Origin of the sequence: Mesorhizobium sp. B2-5-4 (assembly GCF_006441095.1) — a bacterium.
GTDB lineage: Bacteria > Pseudomonadota > Alphaproteobacteria > Rhizobiales > Rhizobiaceae > Mesorhizobium > Mesorhizobium salmacidum.
In genome coordinates this window covers 166,498-181,835 of record NZ_VFUR01000011.1, presented here as the reverse complement: position 1 = coordinate 181,835, position 15,338 = coordinate 166,498, and the positions used below count along the sequence as shown (strand labels likewise).

The 15,338-nt window shown below is 61.7% G+C and carries 16 protein-coding genes; 1 reads left to right on the top strand and 15 read right to left on the bottom strand.

All coding sequences use genetic code 11. From position 1 onward, the window contains the following. Nucleotides 1–74: 74 nt before the first annotated feature. The 11 genes from FJ492_RS16430 to FJ492_RS16380 form a co-directional block, all read right to left on the bottom strand. Nucleotides 75–941: a sugar ABC transporter permease gene (locus FJ492_RS16430; protein ID WP_140503770.1), complete on the bottom strand. Its 867-nt coding sequence runs from the start codon at nucleotides 939–941 to the stop codon at nucleotides 75–77. Continuing rightward, nucleotides 942–2,009, bottom strand: a complete 1,068-nt coding sequence (locus FJ492_RS16425; protein WP_140770909.1) for an ABC transporter ATP-binding protein — start codon at nucleotides 2,007–2,009, stop codon at nucleotides 942–944. A 10-nt stretch (nucleotides 2,010–2,019) separates the two neighbouring features. Further along, a complete protein-coding gene (locus FJ492_RS16420) occupies nucleotides 2,020–3,099 on the bottom strand; it encodes an ABC transporter ATP-binding protein (protein ID WP_140503767.1) in 1,080 nt (359 codons plus the stop codon). Nucleotides 3,100–3,141: 42 nt separating this feature from the next. Continuing rightward, entirely contained in the window at nucleotides 3,142–4,668 is a 1,527-nt protein-coding gene (gene glpD / locus FJ492_RS16415) for a glycerol-3-phosphate dehydrogenase (RefSeq protein WP_140770907.1), read from the bottom strand. Nucleotides 4,669–4,794: 126 nt separating this feature from the next. Next, nucleotides 4,795–5,562, bottom strand: a complete 768-nt coding sequence (locus FJ492_RS16410) for a DeoR/GlpR family DNA-binding transcription regulator (protein WP_140503763.1) — start codon at nucleotides 5,560–5,562, stop codon at nucleotides 4,795–4,797. A 126-nt stretch (nucleotides 5,563–5,688) separates the two neighbouring features. Beyond that, nucleotides 5,689–7,101: an aspartate aminotransferase family protein gene (locus FJ492_RS16405; RefSeq protein WP_140770905.1), complete on the bottom strand. Its 1,413-nt coding sequence runs from the start codon at nucleotides 7,099–7,101 to the stop codon at nucleotides 5,689–5,691. Nucleotides 7,102–7,170: 69 nt separating this feature from the next. Further along, the gene (locus FJ492_RS16400; RefSeq protein WP_027144963.1) at nucleotides 7,171–7,902 is read right to left on the bottom strand and encodes a peptidase; all 732 of its coding nucleotides are present in this window, start codon (nucleotides 7,900–7,902) and stop codon (nucleotides 7,171–7,173) included. Between the two features lie 31 nt (nucleotides 7,903–7,933). Further along, nucleotides 7,934–8,728 (bottom strand): transglutaminase family protein, encoded by a 795-nt coding sequence (locus tag FJ492_RS16395; protein ID WP_140503759.1) that lies wholly within the window; start codon nucleotides 8,726–8,728, stop codon nucleotides 7,934–7,936. An 86-nt stretch (nucleotides 8,729–8,814) separates the two neighbouring features. After that, on the bottom strand, nucleotides 8,815–9,756 hold the full coding sequence (locus FJ492_RS16390) for an alpha-E domain-containing protein (RefSeq protein WP_140503757.1): 942 nt from the start codon (nucleotides 9,754–9,756) through the stop codon (nucleotides 8,815–8,817). Between the two features lie 91 nt (nucleotides 9,757–9,847). Continuing rightward, nucleotides 9,848–11,260, bottom strand: a complete 1,413-nt coding sequence (locus tag FJ492_RS16385) for a circularly permuted type 2 ATP-grasp protein (RefSeq protein ID WP_181166272.1) — start codon at nucleotides 11,258–11,260, stop codon at nucleotides 9,848–9,850. Between the two features lie 171 nt (nucleotides 11,261–11,431). Beyond that, nucleotides 11,432–11,668, bottom strand: coding sequence for an Lrp/AsnC family transcriptional regulator (locus tag FJ492_RS16380; RefSeq protein ID WP_091574954.1), 237 nt, complete (start codon nucleotides 11,666–11,668; stop codon nucleotides 11,432–11,434). A gap of 303 nt (nucleotides 11,669–11,971) precedes the next feature. Between FJ492_RS16380 and FJ492_RS16375 the strand changes: the two genes are divergently transcribed. Further along, a complete protein-coding gene (locus FJ492_RS16375; RefSeq protein ID WP_140503751.1) occupies nucleotides 11,972–12,391 on the top strand; it encodes a DUF4864 domain-containing protein in 420 nt (139 codons plus the stop codon). A gap of 19 nt (nucleotides 12,392–12,410) precedes the next feature. Here FJ492_RS16375 and tgt read toward each other — a convergent pair whose 3' ends face one another. The 4 genes from tgt to FJ492_RS16355 are packed head-to-tail and all read right to left on the bottom strand — an operon-like array spanning nucleotide 12,411 to nucleotide 15,330. After that, nucleotides 12,411–13,541, bottom strand: coding sequence for a tRNA guanosine(34) transglycosylase Tgt (gene tgt, locus FJ492_RS16370; protein ID WP_140750211.1), 1,131 nt, complete (start codon nucleotides 13,539–13,541; stop codon nucleotides 12,411–12,413). Next, nucleotides 13,534–13,803 carry a hypothetical protein gene (locus tag FJ492_RS16365; RefSeq protein WP_140770903.1) on the bottom strand — a complete coding sequence of 90 codons (270 nt, stop codon included), beginning with the start codon at nucleotides 13,801–13,803 and terminating at the stop codon, nucleotides 13,534–13,536. The genes tgt and FJ492_RS16365 overlap by 8 nt, the downstream gene beginning before the upstream one ends. Beyond that, nucleotides 13,793–14,881: a tRNA preQ1(34) S-adenosylmethionine ribosyltransferase-isomerase QueA gene (queA, locus tag FJ492_RS16360; protein ID WP_140770901.1), complete on the bottom strand. Its 1,089-nt coding sequence runs from the start codon at nucleotides 14,879–14,881 to the stop codon at nucleotides 13,793–13,795. The genes FJ492_RS16365 and queA overlap by 11 nt, the downstream gene beginning before the upstream one ends. Beyond that, a complete protein-coding gene (locus FJ492_RS16355) occupies nucleotides 14,881–15,330 on the bottom strand; it encodes a DMT family transporter (protein WP_140503745.1) in 450 nt (149 codons plus the stop codon). The genes queA and FJ492_RS16355 overlap by 1 nt, the downstream gene beginning before the upstream one ends. Nucleotides 15,331–15,338: the final 8 nt, after the last annotated feature.

Sequence of the window (15,338 nt, the reverse complement as noted above, 5' to 3'; positions counted from 1 at the left end):
TGGCGAGCCCCCCTTCCGCGGGGGCGGTCCGGCTCATTGCATTGCGCTCGGTGCGTTCGTTGGCGCCAGCCATATCAGCGCTCCGCGTCGTAGTTGGTCATCACGGTGTAGAACACCCATGACAACAACAGGATGATGAGGAAGTAGACCAGCGACATTGCCGCCGCCGGACCAAGGTCGAACTGGCCGAGTGCCGTCTTGACGAGGTCGATCGACAGGAACGTCGTCGAGTTCCCCGGACCGCCGCCGGTGACGACGAAGGGTTCGGTGTAGATCATGAAGCTGTCCATGAACCGCAGCAGCACGGCGATCAGAAGCACGCGCTGCATCTTCGGCAACTGAATGTAACGAAACACCGCCCAGCGCGACGCACCGTCGATCTTGGCCGCCTGGTAGAATGCATCCGGGATCGAGACCAGGCCGGCATAGCAGAGCAGCACGACAAGGCTGGTCCAGTGCCAGACATCCATGATGATGATCGTCACCCAGGCGTCGAATGGATCCTGCACATAATTGTAGTCGATGCCGACCGCGTTGAGGTAGTAGCCCATCAGACCGATATCGCTGCGCCCGAACACCTGCCAGATGGTGCCGACCACGTTCCACGGTATCAGCAGCGGCAGCGACATCAGCACCAGGCAGACCGGCACGCCCCAGCCCTTTTTCGGCATGTTGAGCGCGATGAAGATGCCGAGCGGCACTTCGATGGCCAGGATGATGAAGGAAAAGATCAGGTTGCGAACCATCGCCTCCCAGAAGCGGCTGGACGAGAGCAGGTCTTCGAACCATTCGGTGCCTGCCCAGGTGAAGACATTGTTGCCGAACGTGTCCTGCACCGAATAGTTGACGACCGTCATCAGCGGGATGACCGCGGTGAAGGCCACCAGCACCAGCACCGGCAGCACCAGGAACCAGGCCTTGTTGTTCCAGGTCTTTTCCATCTACGCCCCCATCTCGACGCGCCAGGAATCGGCATAGATGTTGATGCGGGCCGGGTCGAACCGCACCTTTGGTTCGGCGGGTACGGTTTCGTCCTCGCCGATGACCGCCGCGATGTCGCGGCCTTCCAGCTTGGCGCGCACCACCTTGTGGCGGCCGACATCCTCGACCTTGGTGATTGAAACCGCCATTCCATCGCGGCCGAGCCGCACATATTCCGGGCGGATACCAAGCTCGACCGCGCCGCTGCCCGCCTTCGGTACTCCAGGCAATTCGATCCGTTGCGAGCCGAGCGTCGCGGTCCTGCCTTCGATTGCCACCGGCACGACATTCATGCCTGGCGATCCAATGAAATAGCCGACAAAAGTGTGACGCGGCCGCTCGAACAGTTCCGCCGGCGTGCCGATCTGCACGATGCCGCCATCATACATCACCACCACCTGGTCGGCGAAGGTCAGCGCCTCGGTCTGGTCGTGCGTGACATAGACCATCGTGTAACCGAAGCGGCGGTGGAGCTGTTTCAACTGCGAGCGCAGCACCCATTTCATGTGCGGATCGATGACGGTCAGCGGTTCGTCGAACAGGATGGCGTTGACGTCCGAGCGCACCAGCCCACGGCCGAGCGAGATCTTCTGCTTCTGATCGGCGGTCAGGCCCCTTGCCTTCCTTTTCGCCCACGAGGCCAGGTCGATCATGTCGAGCGTCTCGCGCACCTTGCGGTCGACATCTGGTTCCGGCACGCCGCGATTGCGCAGCGGGAAGGCCAGGTTGTCGTAGACGGTCATGGTGTCGTAGATGACCGGGAACTGGAACACCTGCGCGATGTTGCGCTCCTGCGTCGACAGCCTGGTCACGTCCCTGCCATTGAACAGCAACTGGCCGTGCGAGGGGTGAAGCAGCCCCGATATGATGTTGAGCAGCGTGGTCTTGCCGCAGCCGGACGGCCCAAGCAGCGCATAGGCACCGCCATCCTCGAAAATGTGGTGCACTTCGCGTAGCGCGAAATCGGCATCCGTGCGCGGGTTCGGCAGATAGGAATGCCTGACATGGTTGACGTCGATGCGTGCCATATCGCCCCTCCTAAGCCGCCAGCTTCGGCGCGGTCACGGCATGGCCGTGCTCGTCGAAGACCATGATGTGACGCGGGTCGATGAACACCTCGACCACCGCGTCGGTCTCGAAATCCCTGATGCCGTGGGTCAACATCACCCAGCGGGCATCGGCAAAGTCGAGATGGATGAAGCTCTCGGACCCGGTGATTTCGGTGATGGTGACCTTTGCCCGCACCGGCACCGCGGAGACATTGGGCCGATCGAGCGAAAGATGGTGTGGCTGGAAGCCGATCGTATAGTTCGTATCGGCGATGCCGACGAGTTCCGCCGGCACCGGCAGCTTGACCCCGCCCTCGAGCAGAAAATCCGCCCCCTTTTTGGCCAGCACGATGGTGTTGAGCGGCGGATCGGCAAAGGTCCTGGCCGTCACCAGATCGATCGGTTTGCGGAATACGTCGATGGTCGGCCCGAACTGGGTGATGCGGCCTTCCGACAGCGTTGCCGTGTTGCCGCCGAGCAGCAGGGCTTCATGCGGCTCGGTGGTGGCATAAACGAAGATGGTGCCGGCTGCGGCAAAGATCCTTGGCAGTTCCGCCCGCAATTCCTCGCGCAGCTTGTAGTCGAGATTGGCAAGCGGTTCGTCGAGCAGCACCAGGCTGGCATTCTTGACGATGGCACGCGCCAGCGCTGTGCGCTGCTGCTGGCCGCCCGACAGGCTGAGCGGCGTGCGGTCGAGATAGGGGGTCAGTTTGAGGAGTGCCGCCGCTTCGCGCACTTGGCTGTCGATCTTGCGCTGCTCGACGCCGGCCACCCTGAGCGGTGAGGCGATATTGTCATAGACGGTCATCGCCGGATAGTTGATGAACTGCTGGTAGACCATGGCGATTTTGCGCTTCTGCACCGGCGTGCCGGTGACATTCTGGCCGTCGAACCAGACCGAGCCGGATGTCGGTACATCGAGGCCGGCCATCAGCCGCATCAGGCTGGTCTTGCCGGAAAGCGTGGGCCCGAGCAATACGTTAAGCGAGCCGTGCTGAAGCGTCAGCGACACGTCGCGGATGTGCTCGACCGCACCGACCGTCTTGGTGACGTTCCTCAGTTCCAGCATGACGCCTCCTCCCAGGCTTTCAGCATCAGCTCAAAACCTTCTTCATTCAGCAGCCGCGACATGCCGTCGGCTTATGCCGCGCATAAATTCATCGAGCGATGCCACCTGCTCGCGGCCGAGATGCAGGCCGCGCTTGGTCCTGCGCCATAGTACATCTTCAGCTGTGATAGCCCATTCGTTTTCGACGAGGTAACGTATCTCGGCCTCGTAGAGATCGGCACCGAAATTGCGGCCCAGATCGGCATTCGATTTGGCCAGGCCCAGAAGAACCTGCGCTCGCGTGCCGTAAAGCCGGGTCAGCCGGCGGGCCAGGCGTGCGTCGAGGAACGGATAGGCCGATTTCAGCTTCGTCACCTGCGCATCGAAACCGGTGGCGGGAAAATCGCCACCTGGCAGCGGCGCATCTGATGTCCACGGCTTGCCGCGCTTGCCGAGAAACCCTTCGATCTTCTCCAGCATCGATTCCGACAGCCGGCGATAGGTGGTGATCTTGCCGCCAAACGCGTTGATCAGCGGCGCGGCGCCCTCGCCGCCTTCGGCCTTCAGCACATAGTCGCGTGTCGCTTCCTGCGCCTTGGAGGCGCCGTCATCATAGAGCGGACGCACGGCCGAATAGGTCCAGACGATGTCCGAGAGCTTGACCGGAACCGCGAAATACTCGCTGGCCGCGGCACAGAGATAATCGGTCTCTGTGTCGCTGATCTTCACATCATGCGGATCGCCGGGATAATCCTGATCGGTGGTGCCGATCAGCGTGAACTCGTCCTCGTAGGGAATGGCGAAGATGATGCGGCCATCCTTGTTCTGGAAGAAATAGGCGCGCGGATCGTCGAACTTCTTGGCGATGACGATGTGGCTGCCCTGCACGAGGCGAACATTGTGAACGTCATTCTGTCCGACGACGCCGGACAGCACGTGGTCGACCCAAGGACCCGCCGCATTGACCAGCAACCGGGCCTTGACCTCTTCGGTCTCGCCGGTCTGCAGGTTCTCGATCTTTATCGTCCAGATGCCGCCTTCGCGGCGGGCTCCAATCACTTTCGTGCGGGTCCGGATCGTTGCGCCCCGGTCAGCGGCGTCACGTGCATTCAGCGCCACCAGCCGCGCATCGTTGACCCAGCCGTCGGAATATTCGAAAGCCCTTTTGAACAAAGGCTTCAAAGGCTTACCGGCCGGGTCGCTCGTCATGTCCAGCGTCCTGGTCGCCGGCAGCAATTTGCGCCCGCCAATGTGGTCGTAAAGGAAAAGGCCAAGCCGGATCAACCAGGCGGGGCGCAGGCCCTTGGCATAGGGCAGCACGAAGCGCATCGGCCAGATGATGTGCGGCGCGTTCTTCCACAGAACCTCGCGCTCCATGAGCGCCTCGCGCACCAGGCGGAATTCGTAGAATTCGAGATAGCGCAGCCCGCCATGGATCAGCTTGGTCGAGCCGGACGAGGTTCCGCTGGCGAGATCGTTCATCTCGGCGAGAAAGACCGAAAAACCGCGCCCAGCGGCATCACGGGCGATGCCGCAACCGTTGATGCCGCCGCCTATGACGAAAATGTCCCGGACTGAAGATGTGTCCACTTAGCTCCTCCACGATTTCGCATTGCACCATTTTGGGTCTTTTGCGAAACCGTTGCGGAATTATTTCGAACTCATAACGAATGTCAAACGAAATATCACACACCTGCGAGAAGACCGTGAATCATCTCAGCCAAGCGATGTCTCGATCAGCTGAACCTCGGCCTCCTGGCAGATCTTGCGTACCGAAGCGATATCGCAGCGATCGGTGATGAAGGTGTTGACCTGCGACAGGTGACCGATGCGCACAGGTGCCGTGCGTTCGAATTTGGTCTGGTCGGATACAAGGATGACATGCCTGGCATTGGCGATAATCGCTTGCGCGACCTTCACTTCGCGAAAATCGAAATCGAGCAAGGCGCCATCATGATCGATGGCCGAGGCGCCGATGACAGCATAGTCGACCTTGAACTGCCTGATAAAATCGACCGCCGCCTCGCCGACGACACCCCCGTCCGAGCCGCGCACCACTCCGCCCGCAATCACCACCTCGATCGACGGGTAGATGCGCATCCTATTGGCAACATTGATGTTATTGGTGATGACCATCAGGCCGTCGTGATCGAGTAACGCCTTGCTGACCGCCTCGGTCGTGGTGCCGATGTTGATGAACAGCGAGGCGTTGTCGGGGATCAACCTGGCCGCCGCGCGACCAATCGCTTCCTTCTCGTCGGCCGCGATCTTGCGCCTGGCTTCATACTCCATGTTCTCGATACCAGACGGGAACAAGGCGCCGCCATGGATGCGCGAAAGCAGCCGCTGGTCGCACAAATCGTTGAGGTCCTTGCGGATGGTCTGCGGCGTCACGTTGAAATGCGTGGCCAGATCATCGACCAGCACGCGGCCATTGTCCTTGGCCATCTGGATGATCTCGGCATGGCGCGGCGACAGATACATCAGGCAAGCTCCCATTTTCGTTTTGTTGCTTATAATCGAAAACGAAACCGATGAAAAGGCGCAAGCCGGCTAACGAAATCCGATGATTGCACGGGTGAACCTCGGCGCGACCTTAACCTAACCTTTTCAGGCCATGGCACGCGCTATTTCGGTGATGACGGTGAAAGCGGCGTCGACGTCCTCTGCCGTGGCATCGAACTGACCGACCTGGAAGCGGATCGCCACCCTCCCATCGACTTTCGTTTGCGTCAGGTAGATGCGGCCATCGTCGTTGATCGCATTGACCAGCCGCAGATTGTGCTCGTCGGCATCGGCACCCGCTGCAGCCTTGTGCCGGAACGAAAACAGCGACAGCATCGGCTCGCTGACGATTTCGAAATCCGGCTCCCTCGCCAGACGCAGCGCAAGGCCTTCGCTCCAGGCGACATGGTTGCGGATCATGGTTCGCAGGTTTTCCAGTCCATGGGCGCGCAGCAGAAACCAAACTTTCAGCGCCCGGAAGCGCCGACCAAGCGGCACCGACCATTCGGAGTAGTTGATGATGCCGTCGCGGCCATGTGTCTTGAGAAATTCGGGCTTGATGGCCAGCGTACGAACCACGTCTTCCGGCTGCCGGATGAACTGCATCGAGCAATCGAACTGCGCGCCCAGCCATTTGTGGGGGTTGAAGACGATGGAATCAGCCAACTCGGCGCCGGCCCAGAAATGGCGAAATTCCGGGCAGATCATCGCCGACCCGGCCCAGGCGGCATCGACATGCAGGTAGAGCCCTTGCCGCCTGGCAATCTCCGCAACCGCTGCAATATCGTCCGTGCCGCCGGTGCTGGTGCCGCCGACGCTGGCGATGATGCCGGCGGGCAGCATGCCGGCCTCGCGATCGGCGACGATTGCCGCTTCGAGTGCGGCCGCTTCCATGGCGCGAAAACGGCCGGCGACCGGAATGCGCACGAGATTGTCCTCGCCTATCCCTGACACCCAGATCGCCCGATCGATCGAAGTGTGCACCTGGTCGGAGGAATAGATGCGCAACCGCCCCTGCCCGGCCAATCCTTTTTTGTTGCCTTGCCAGTCCAGCGCCCGCTCGCGCATGGTCAACACCGCGTTGAGTGTCGCCGACGAGGCCGAATCCTGGATGACGCCGGAGAAACCCTCCGGCAGGCCGAGCGCCTGGCGCATCCAGTCGACGGTCCGCGTTTCAAGCTCGGTCGCCGCCGGCGACGTCTGCCAAAGCATGCATTGCGCGGCCATCGCCGACACCAGGTATTCAGCCACCACCGAGACGGGCGCCGCGTTGGCCGGAAAATAGGCGAAGAAGCGCGGGTGCTGCCAATGCGTCATCCCCGGCACGATCTTCTCTTCGAAGTCGGCGAAAATCCTGTCCATCGGCTCCGCGTCTTCGGGCGGCGACGCCTCGATGCTCCTGAAAATGTCGCCCGGCTCGACCAGCGGCCGCACCGGCCGCTCACGCAGATTGTTGCGATAGTCGGCGCCCCAATCAGCGGCACGTTGCGACCATTGCCGGAAATCATCATTGTTCATCTTGTCCTCCCGACATGATCTTTCGCCGCCGGTGACGCGCCGGCTTTTGCGAACGGCGAGATATGCGGACTAGCCAGGAAAATCCGGCAGGCTGGCGAACGCCGTCTTCAGGGCATTCGACCATCCGTCGGAGATCGTGCGGTAATACTGGTCGTCCTGGGCGATCCGCTTTTTCAGACCAACCTGAAAGGCACCCTGTTCCAGGAAAAGCAGGTCGAGCGGCAGGCCGACCGACAGGTTCGACTTCAGCGTCGAATCGAACGACACCAGCAGCAGTTTCACCGTCTCGGCGAGGCTCATCGTCTTTTCGTAAGCGCGGATGATGATCGGCTTGCCGTATTTGGTTTCCCCGATCTGAAAGAACGGCGTGTCGTCAGTCGATTCGATGAAATTGCCTTCGGGATAGATCATGAACAGGCGCGGCGGGCTGCCCTTGATCTGCCCACCGAGGATGAAGGAGGCATTGAAATAGGAATCGGCTTTCTCGCCCGCTGGTGACGATTGCGCGATCACTTCCTTGACCGTGTCGCCGACCAGCCGCACCGTCTGGTACATGGATGGCGTTTCGAGCAGCTTCTCGTGACGGTCGGTCACCGCCTTGGTGCGTTCGTCGAGCAGGCTGACCACGGCCTGCGTCGTCGCCAGATTGCCGGCCGACATCAAAACGATGACGCGCTCGCCCGGCTGCTCCCAGACGTGCATCTTCTTGAAGGTCGAGATAGAATCCATCCCGGCATTGGTGCGCGTGTCCGACATGAACACGAGCCCGCGATCGATCTTGAGGCCGACGCAATAGGTCATGGAATCTCTTGAGGCAGTAATCCCTGGGGGATTACTGCTCTACCGTGACGGTGACCGCAAGCAGTTCTTCCGCCTGTCCCAGTCGAATTCCCGACACCGGCGAAGCGTCACGGTAATCGCGGCCGGTGGCCACCTTCACATAGCGTTCGTCGGGAGAAATACCATTGGCGGGATCGAAGGCAACCCAGCCGAGGCCCGCGACATGGGCTTCGGCCCAGGCGTGGCTCGCCGCCTGCTTCACCGCCGCATCCATCATCAGATAGCCGCTGACATAGCGGGCCGGAAATCCCATGGCGCGTGCGGCGGCGGCAAAGATGTGGCTATGATCCTGGCAAACCCCGGTCTTCAGCATCAAGGCCTCTTCGGCCGGAGTCGTCGCATTGGTGGTTCCCGGCGTGTAGGCGACGCGCTCGCCGATGGCGGCCATCAGCCGGTGCAGCCTGTCAAGGTCGGTGCCCTTGCCGAGCGCCTCGGCAAGATCACGGATGCCGCCGCCTATGGTGGTCAAAGCGGTCTCCTGCGCGAACAACCAGAGTGGCGCGAAGCCTTGATGCGGCCCGCTGACACCTGATGTATCGCGCGTCACCACCTCGCCCAACGCTTCGACTGTGATGAAGTCGTGATCACCCTCGACGCTCAGCAGCCTGCTATCGTTGCCGTAATGGTCGGTAAATCGCACTTCCTCGCGCGCGCCCTCGACCTTCAGCGCCCAGGACAGCACGGTCTGGGTCGGCCCGCTCATGGGAAGCAGCCGTAGCCTCTGGAGCAAATACTGCACCGGTGCGTCGTAGCGGTATTCTGTCCGGTGCGTGATTTTCAGCCGCATGGCCATCTTCCGTTCGAGTGCATGATCCCTGGCGAAAGCCGGTACCCACCTTTCGCTGACGCGGTCCTTCGGTTCGGGATCATGTTTCAATAAAACCTGTAGTCTTGCGCGATCTCGTCGCCGAGCCTGGTGTTGTCGCGGATGAACCCGGCCAGGAACTCATGCAGGCCGGCGTCGAATATATCCTTGATCGACCCTGCCCTCAGCATCGCCTGCGTTTTTTCCGCCGTTGCGTGACACGCATGGCGCTCGCCATAGTCGTCGGAGAGAAATTTCAGATGCTCTGCCAGGAAACGGTAGCAGAAGGTCAGCGATCGCGGCATGCGGACGTTGAGGATCAGGTAGTCCGCGATATTGGTCGGCTTGTAGTCGGCGTCATAGACCCAGCGATAGGAGCGATGCGCCGACACCGAGCGCAGGATCGATTCCCACTGATAGTTGTCGAGCGTCGAGCCGACCCAGGAGATCGATGGCAGCAGCACGTAGTATTTCACGTCAAGGATGCGGGCGGTGTTGTCGGCGCGCTCGACATAGGTGCCGAGCTGCGAAAAGTCGAAAATCTCGTTGCGCAGCATGGTGCCGTAGAACGAGCCGCGGATCAGTGCGGTCTCGCGCTTGATCGCATCGAGCACGGTGGGCAGGTCGCGCTCGTCGATCGGCCTCGCTAGCATCCGTTTCAGCGCCATCCAGGCTTCGTTGATGCTCTCCCACGTCTCGCGCGTCAGCGCGGTGCGCACCATGCGCGCATTGTTGCGGGCAGTCTCGATCGACGACATCGTGCTCGATGGGTTCGACGTGTCGCGCAAAAGGAAGTCGGAGACATTGGCCGCCGTATAGTCCGGGTATTTCTGCTTGAAGGCGACGTCGGAGCCGGCGCTGAGCAGCACCGAATTCCACTCCTCCGACGCGCTCTGGGTGCGAGTGAGCGCCATACGCAGCCCGGCGTCGACCAGCCGCGCCATGTTTTCGGCCCGCTCGATATAGCGGTTCATCCAATAAAGTCCGTTCGCGGTACGGCCGAGAAGCATGTCAGCTTGCCTTGATATCGAGCGAATAGCGAATAGGGAGTAGGGAGTAGGGAAGAATGGGTTTCATGATCGCTGCGTCCCCCCGCTCAGCTCAGTCATCCAGCACCCAAGTGTCTTTTGTCCCGCCGCCCTGAGAGGAATTCACCACCAGCGAGCCTTCCTTCAGCGCAACGCGCGTCAGCCCACCGGGCACGATCTGGATGCGATCGGACACCAGCACATAGGGCCTGAGATCGACGTGGCGCGGCGCCAGGCCCTTTTCAGTCAGGATCGGACAGGTCGAGAGCGCGAGCGTCGGCTGGGCGATGTAATTAGACGGTTTGGCTTGCAGCTTCTTGGCAAAATCCTGACATTCCTTCTTGGTCGCGGCCGGTCCGACCAGCATGCCGTAGCCACCCGAACCATGCACTTCCTTGATCACCAACTCGTGGATATGCTCGAGCACATATTTCAGGCTGTCCGGCTCCGAACAGCGCCAGGTCGGGATGTTGCCGAGGATTGCCTTGCGGCCGGTGTAGAATTCGACGATCTCGGGCATATAGGAATAGATCGCCTTGTCGTCGGCGATACCGGTTCCCGGTGCGTTGGCGATGGTGATGTTACCGGCGCGATATACATCCATGATGCCGGGTATGCCGAGAGCTGAATCCGGCCTGAAGGTCAGCGGGTCCAGGAAAGAATCATCCACGCGGCGGTAAAGAACGTCGATCTGCTTGTAGCCTTCGGTCGTGCGCATCGCGACATGTCCATCGACGACGCGCAGATCCTGCCCCTCCACCAGCTGCACACCCATCTGGTCGGCAAGGAAGGCGTGTTCGAAATAGGCGGAATTGAAACTGCCGGGCGTCAGCACCGCGATGGTCGGCGCACCCTTGGTGTTCTGCGGCCGCACCGCCGCCAGCGACTGGCGCAACAACTGCGGATAATTCTCCACTGGCCGCACCTTGATCTTCTGGAACAGCTCGGGGAACAGTTGCATCATCGTTTCGCGGTTCTCCAGCATGTAGGAGACACCGGACGGCGTGCGCGCATTGTCCTCCAGCACATAGAACTCGTCCTCGCTGATACGCACGATGTCGACGCCGATGATGTGGGTATAGACTCCGGCCGGCGGCCGCACGCCGATCATTTCCGGCAGGAATGCCTCGTTCCTGGCGATCAGGTCCCTGGGAACGCGGCCGGCGCGAAGGATTTCCTGGCGATGGTAGATGTCGTCGAGGAAGGCGTTCAGCGCCTGTACGCGCTGCTCGATGCCTTGCGTCAGGCGACGCCACTCATTGCCTGAAATGATGCGGGGAACGATATCGAACGGGATCAGCCGCTCGGATGCTTCCTGCTCGCCATAAACGGCAAACGTGATGCCGGTCTTGCGGAAGACGCGTTCGGCGTCCTGCATCTTTTCGGTAAGTCTGGCTGGATCCTGCTCCTTCAGCCAGCGATCGTAAGCCGAATACGGTCGTCTAAGTCCGGAAACCTCCGGAAGCATTTCATCGAACGCTGCCAATCGCATACTCCCCTGTGACGCCATTTCACTGGCGTCGTTGGAGAAAATCAAGCGCAATCGGTGATTTGGGAGATCCGGACGATCAGTATGTTGCGGCTGCCTAAAATTGAGGCAGCTGAAATATGAGCTTGATCAGGCTCTGCCTCATGCCCGGGCAAATGCCCCGCGCTGCTAGAAGGCGCGGAAGGTGACGACGGTGAACGTGTCCTTGATACCGGGAAGAACCTGCACCTTCTCGTTGACGAAATGGCCGACGTCTTCCTCATCGTCGACATAGAATTTGGCGAGCAGATCGTAATTGCCGGCGGTGGAGTAGATTTCCGAGGCGATCTCGGCGTCGGCAAGCGCGCTGGCAACCTCATAGGATTTGCCCAGCTCGCATTTGATCTGCACGAAAAACGCCTTCATGGCTTCGTCCCGCTAACTTCCAGGTCCAGCGGCCCTTCTGGCAGACTGGAGGCGGCCTTTCAAGCGTTGGAATGCGCACTTAGCCGGCGCCTGCCTTGGCCGCGGCCTCGCGCAGCATGCTCTCTCCCTCAGGGTCCACGATGAGAGCCCCGCCCTAAAGGAAGCTTACGCGTAGGAATTCGCCGCGGCGGGACGAATATTGCCGCCCGCTGAAACCGTGAAGCGCCGCCACCCGTATGTTAGAATGCCTCCCGGAACAGCTTTTGCTGGAGGCGGCTTCTCGAGGGACGGTGGAGACAGGCCATGCGCCGCGGCTTTTTCGCATTCGCGTTCGTTTCGCTCATGCTGGCTTCCCAAGCGTTTGCCGGCGACGCCGAGATCAAGGCTGGCCAGGCCGTCATCGACGGTCAATTGAAGGCCCTCATCGCCAATGACGGCGCCAAGGCCTATAGCTTCGCCGCCCCGAACGTGAAGCAGGTCTTCCCGACCGTCGATGCCTTCATGAACATGGTGACCAACGGCTACCCACCGGTGCGCAAGCCGCAGTCCTATTCCTTCGGCAAGTTCGAGGAGACCGGCTCGGGTTCGATCGTCCAGCACGTGCTGATCGTCGGCCCCGACGGCAAGGACTACGAGGCGGTCTACACGCTGCAGCAACAGCCCGACGGCACCTTCCAGATCACCGGCTGCAGCCTGCGCGCCTCGAACTCGCTGAGCACCTGAACGCTGCAGCGTCGGTGCGTTACAACGCCGGGATGTCGCCTCTCGCCCAGCCTTCGCTGATATCGGCGCCGCGTGCCTCGAAGCTGCCCGCCTCGATCGCGGCCCGGATGTCCTGCATCAGCTTCTGGTAATAGGAAAGGTTGTTCCAGGTCAGCAGCATCGCCCCGAGCGCCTCCTGCGAGCGCACCAGATGGTGCAGATAGGCGCGCGAATAGTCGCGCGCCGCGGGGCAATCGCTCTCGTCGTCGAGCGGGCGCGGATCGTCGGCGTGGCGGGCGTTGCGCAGATTGACCTTGCCGCGCCTGGTATAGGCAAGACCATGCCGGCCGGCCCTCGTCGGCATCACGCAGTCGAACATGTCGATGCCGCGCGCCACCGATTTCAGGATATCGTCCGGCGTTCCCACGCCCATGAGATAGCGCGGCTTGTTGTCGGGCAGTTCCGGGCACGTGATGTCGAGCATGTCGAGCATCACTGCTTGCGGCTCGCCGACAGCCAGGCCGCCGACAGCATAGCCCTTCAGGTCCATCGCGCTCAGCGCCTGCGCCGAGCGCACCCTGAGCGCCGCGTTGTCACCACCCTGCACGATGCCGAACATCGCCTTGCCCGGCTGGTCGCCGAACGCCGCCTTGCAGCGCTCCGCCCAGCGTAGCGACAATTCCATGGCGCGCTCGATCTCTTTCATCTCGGCGGGCAGCGCCGTGCATTCGTCGAGCTGCATCTGGATGTCGGAATCGAGCAGTCCTTGAATTTCTATGGAGCGCTCCGGTGACATTTCATAAGCCGCGCCATCGATGTGCGAACGGAAGGTGACGCCTTTCTCGGTCAGCTTCCTTAGCTTCGACAGAGACATCACCTGGAATCCGCCGCTGTCGGTCAGGATCGGGTGCGGCCAGCGGGCGAATTCGTGCAGACCGCCGAGCCGCGCCACGCGCTCGGCCCCAGGCCGCAGCATCAGGTGATAGGTGTTGCCAAGGATGATGTCGGCGCCGACGCCGCGCACCTGGTCCATGTACATGGCCTTGACCGTGCCACCGGTGCCGACCGGCATGAAGGCCGGTGTGCGGATTTGGCCGCGCGGCATGTCGATCAAGCCGCGCCGCGCCTTGCCATCGGTCGCCAGCACCTTGAAGGTGAACGTCTCAGCCATTGAATTCCTTGTCGTGGACCGGCGCATCCGGCGCCTGCCTGTCGAGCGATTGGCGATATCGGATGCAGCCGCGCATGAATTTGGGCCAGGGGGGCACAGCGATCGACGGCTCGGCCTTCTCAGGCAGCAGGTCCCACAGATCGGGGTGATGCCAGCACAGATCGTGCCCTGTGGTGTCGCGGTGTGCGCGAATGCCGGCGCGCAGCTTTTTCACTTCCGCGATCAGGCTTTCGCGATCGAGGGTTTGCAGATCATCGTCCATCGCTCATCTCCGCTCGGTAAAGCAGGCTTGCGTCGCCATAGGAGTAGAACCTGTAGCGGTTCGTTATGGCATGCGCATAGGCGGCACGCATCGTGTCGAGGCCGCTGAAGGCCGAAACCAGCATGAACAGCGTCGAGCGCGGCAGATGGAAATTGGTCATCAGCATGTCGGCGGTGCGAAAGCGGTAGCCGGGCGTGATGAAGATGTCGGTCGGGCCTGACCATGGCGCCAGCGTGCCGTCTTCACGCGCCGCGCTCTCGAGCAGGCGCAGCGAAGTCGTACCCACGGCGATGATGCGCCCGCCCCTTGCCTTCGCGGCGTTGAGCGCATCGGCGGTCGCCGGGCTGACCGAGCCGATCTCGGCATGCATTTTGTGGTCGGCGGTGTCGTCCGCCTTCACAGGAAGGAACGTACCGGCGCCCACGTGTAAGGTGACGAAGCGGCGCTCGACCCCCTTGGCGTCCAGCGCCGCAAAAAGCTCCGGCGTGAAATGCAGGCCAGCGGTAGGCGCGGCAACGGCACCTTCTTCCCGGGCATAGATGGTCTGGTAGTCGGCACGGTCGCGCTCGTCGTCATCGCGCTTCGAGGCGATGTAGGGCGGCAGCGGAATGTGGCCGACCGCGTGCAGCGCCTCGTCGAGGAAGGGACCGGATAGGTCAAAGCCGAGCAGCGCTTCGCCGCCCTTGCCCTTCTCGATCACCGTGGCATCGAGCTGGCCGAGGAAACAGGAATTGCCGTCATGGCCGAAATGGATGCGGTCGCCGGCGGCGATGCGCTTTCCCGGCCGCATGAACGCCAGCCAACGGTCTGGAGCCTTGCGCATGTGCAGCGTGGCCTCGACCTGCGCCACCGCCTCGCCGCGCCGCCTGATCCCTTTCAGCTGCGCTGGAATGACCTTGGTGTCGTTGAAGACCAGCACGTCGCCGGTGCGGAGCAAGGACGGCAGATCGCCAACCGTGCGGTCCTCCAGCCCCTTGCCCGGCTCGATGACGAGCATTTTGGCGCTGTCGCGCGGCTCTGCCGGGCGAAGCGCGATGCGCTCCTCCGGCAGGTCGAAATCGAAGAAGTCGACGCGCATCAGTACAGCCGAACGAGCAGCGCTCCGGCCAGCAGAAGCACGGCGCCGGCGATCCGGCCGAGCGAGATTTCGCGCACAGCGACACCAAGGAAGCCGACGCGGTCGATGAGCATGCCGGCGATCAACTGACCGGCCACCAGGAACGCCATCAGGGCGGCCGCACCAATGCGCGGCGTCAGGATAGTTGAAAGCGTGACGTAGAAGCCGCCGAGCATGCCGCCGGCGACGAACAACCAGGGTGCCGGCGCCTTCCAGTCGAGCGAAATCTCTTGCAGCTTCACCACCGTGACGGAGATGATGCCGAGTACGATCGCACCCGACAGGAACGAAAACGCGGCGGCCGCGACCGGGAGACCCAGGCCGCGCGCAAGCTGAGAATTGATCGGCGCCTGAATGGCAATGAAGGCGCCGGACAGGATGCCGAGAAGCGACCAGACGACGCCCATCATTGTCGTTT

Coding starts and splice junctions, on each gene's coding strand:
- FJ492_RS16430 (WP_140503770.1), bottom strand. CDS start 941: ATGGAAAAGACCTGGAACAACAAGGCCTGGTTCCTGGTGCTGCCGGTG.
- FJ492_RS16425 (WP_140770909.1), bottom strand. CDS start 2,009: ATGGCACGCATCGACGTCAACCATGTCAGGCATTCCTATCTGCCGAAC.
- FJ492_RS16420 (WP_140503767.1), bottom strand. CDS start 3,099: ATGCTGGAACTGAGGAACGTCACCAAGACGGTCGGTGCGGTCGAGCAC.
- FJ492_RS16410 (WP_140503763.1), bottom strand. CDS start 5,562: ATGTATCTGTCGCCGCGCCATGCCGAGATCATCCAGATGGCCAAGGAC.
- FJ492_RS16405 (WP_140770905.1), bottom strand. CDS start 7,101: ATGAACAATGATGATTTCCGGCAATGGTCGCAACGTGCCGCTGATTGG.
- FJ492_RS16400 (WP_027144963.1), bottom strand. CDS start 7,902: ATGACCTATTGCGTCGGCCTCAAGATCGATCGCGGGCTCGTGTTCATG.
- FJ492_RS16395 (WP_140503759.1), bottom strand. CDS start 8,728: ATGCGGCTGAAAATCACGCACCGGACAGAATACCGCTACGACGCACCG.
- FJ492_RS16390 (WP_140503757.1), bottom strand. CDS start 9,756: ATGCTTCTCGGCCGTACCGCGAACGGACTTTATTGGATGAACCGCTAT.
- FJ492_RS16380 (WP_091574954.1), bottom strand. CDS start 11,668: ATGAAGGCGTTTTTCGTGCAGATCAAATGCGAGCTGGGCAAATCCTAT.
- FJ492_RS16375 (WP_140503751.1), top strand. CDS start 11,972: ATGCGCCGCGGCTTTTTCGCATTCGCGTTCGTTTCGCTCATGCTGGCT.
- tgt (WP_140750211.1), bottom strand. CDS start 13,541: ATGGCTGAGACGTTCACCTTCAAGGTGCTGGCGACCGATGGCAAGGCG.
- FJ492_RS16365 (WP_140770903.1), bottom strand. CDS start 13,803: ATGGACGATGATCTGCAAACCCTCGATCGCGAAAGCCTGATCGCGGAA.
- queA (WP_140770901.1), bottom strand. CDS start 14,881: ATGCGCGTCGACTTCTTCGATTTCGACCTGCCGGAGGAGCGCATCGCG.
- FJ492_RS16355 (WP_140503745.1), bottom strand. CDS start 15,330: ATGATGGGCGTCGTCTGGTCGCTTCTCGGCATCCTGTCCGGCGCCTTC.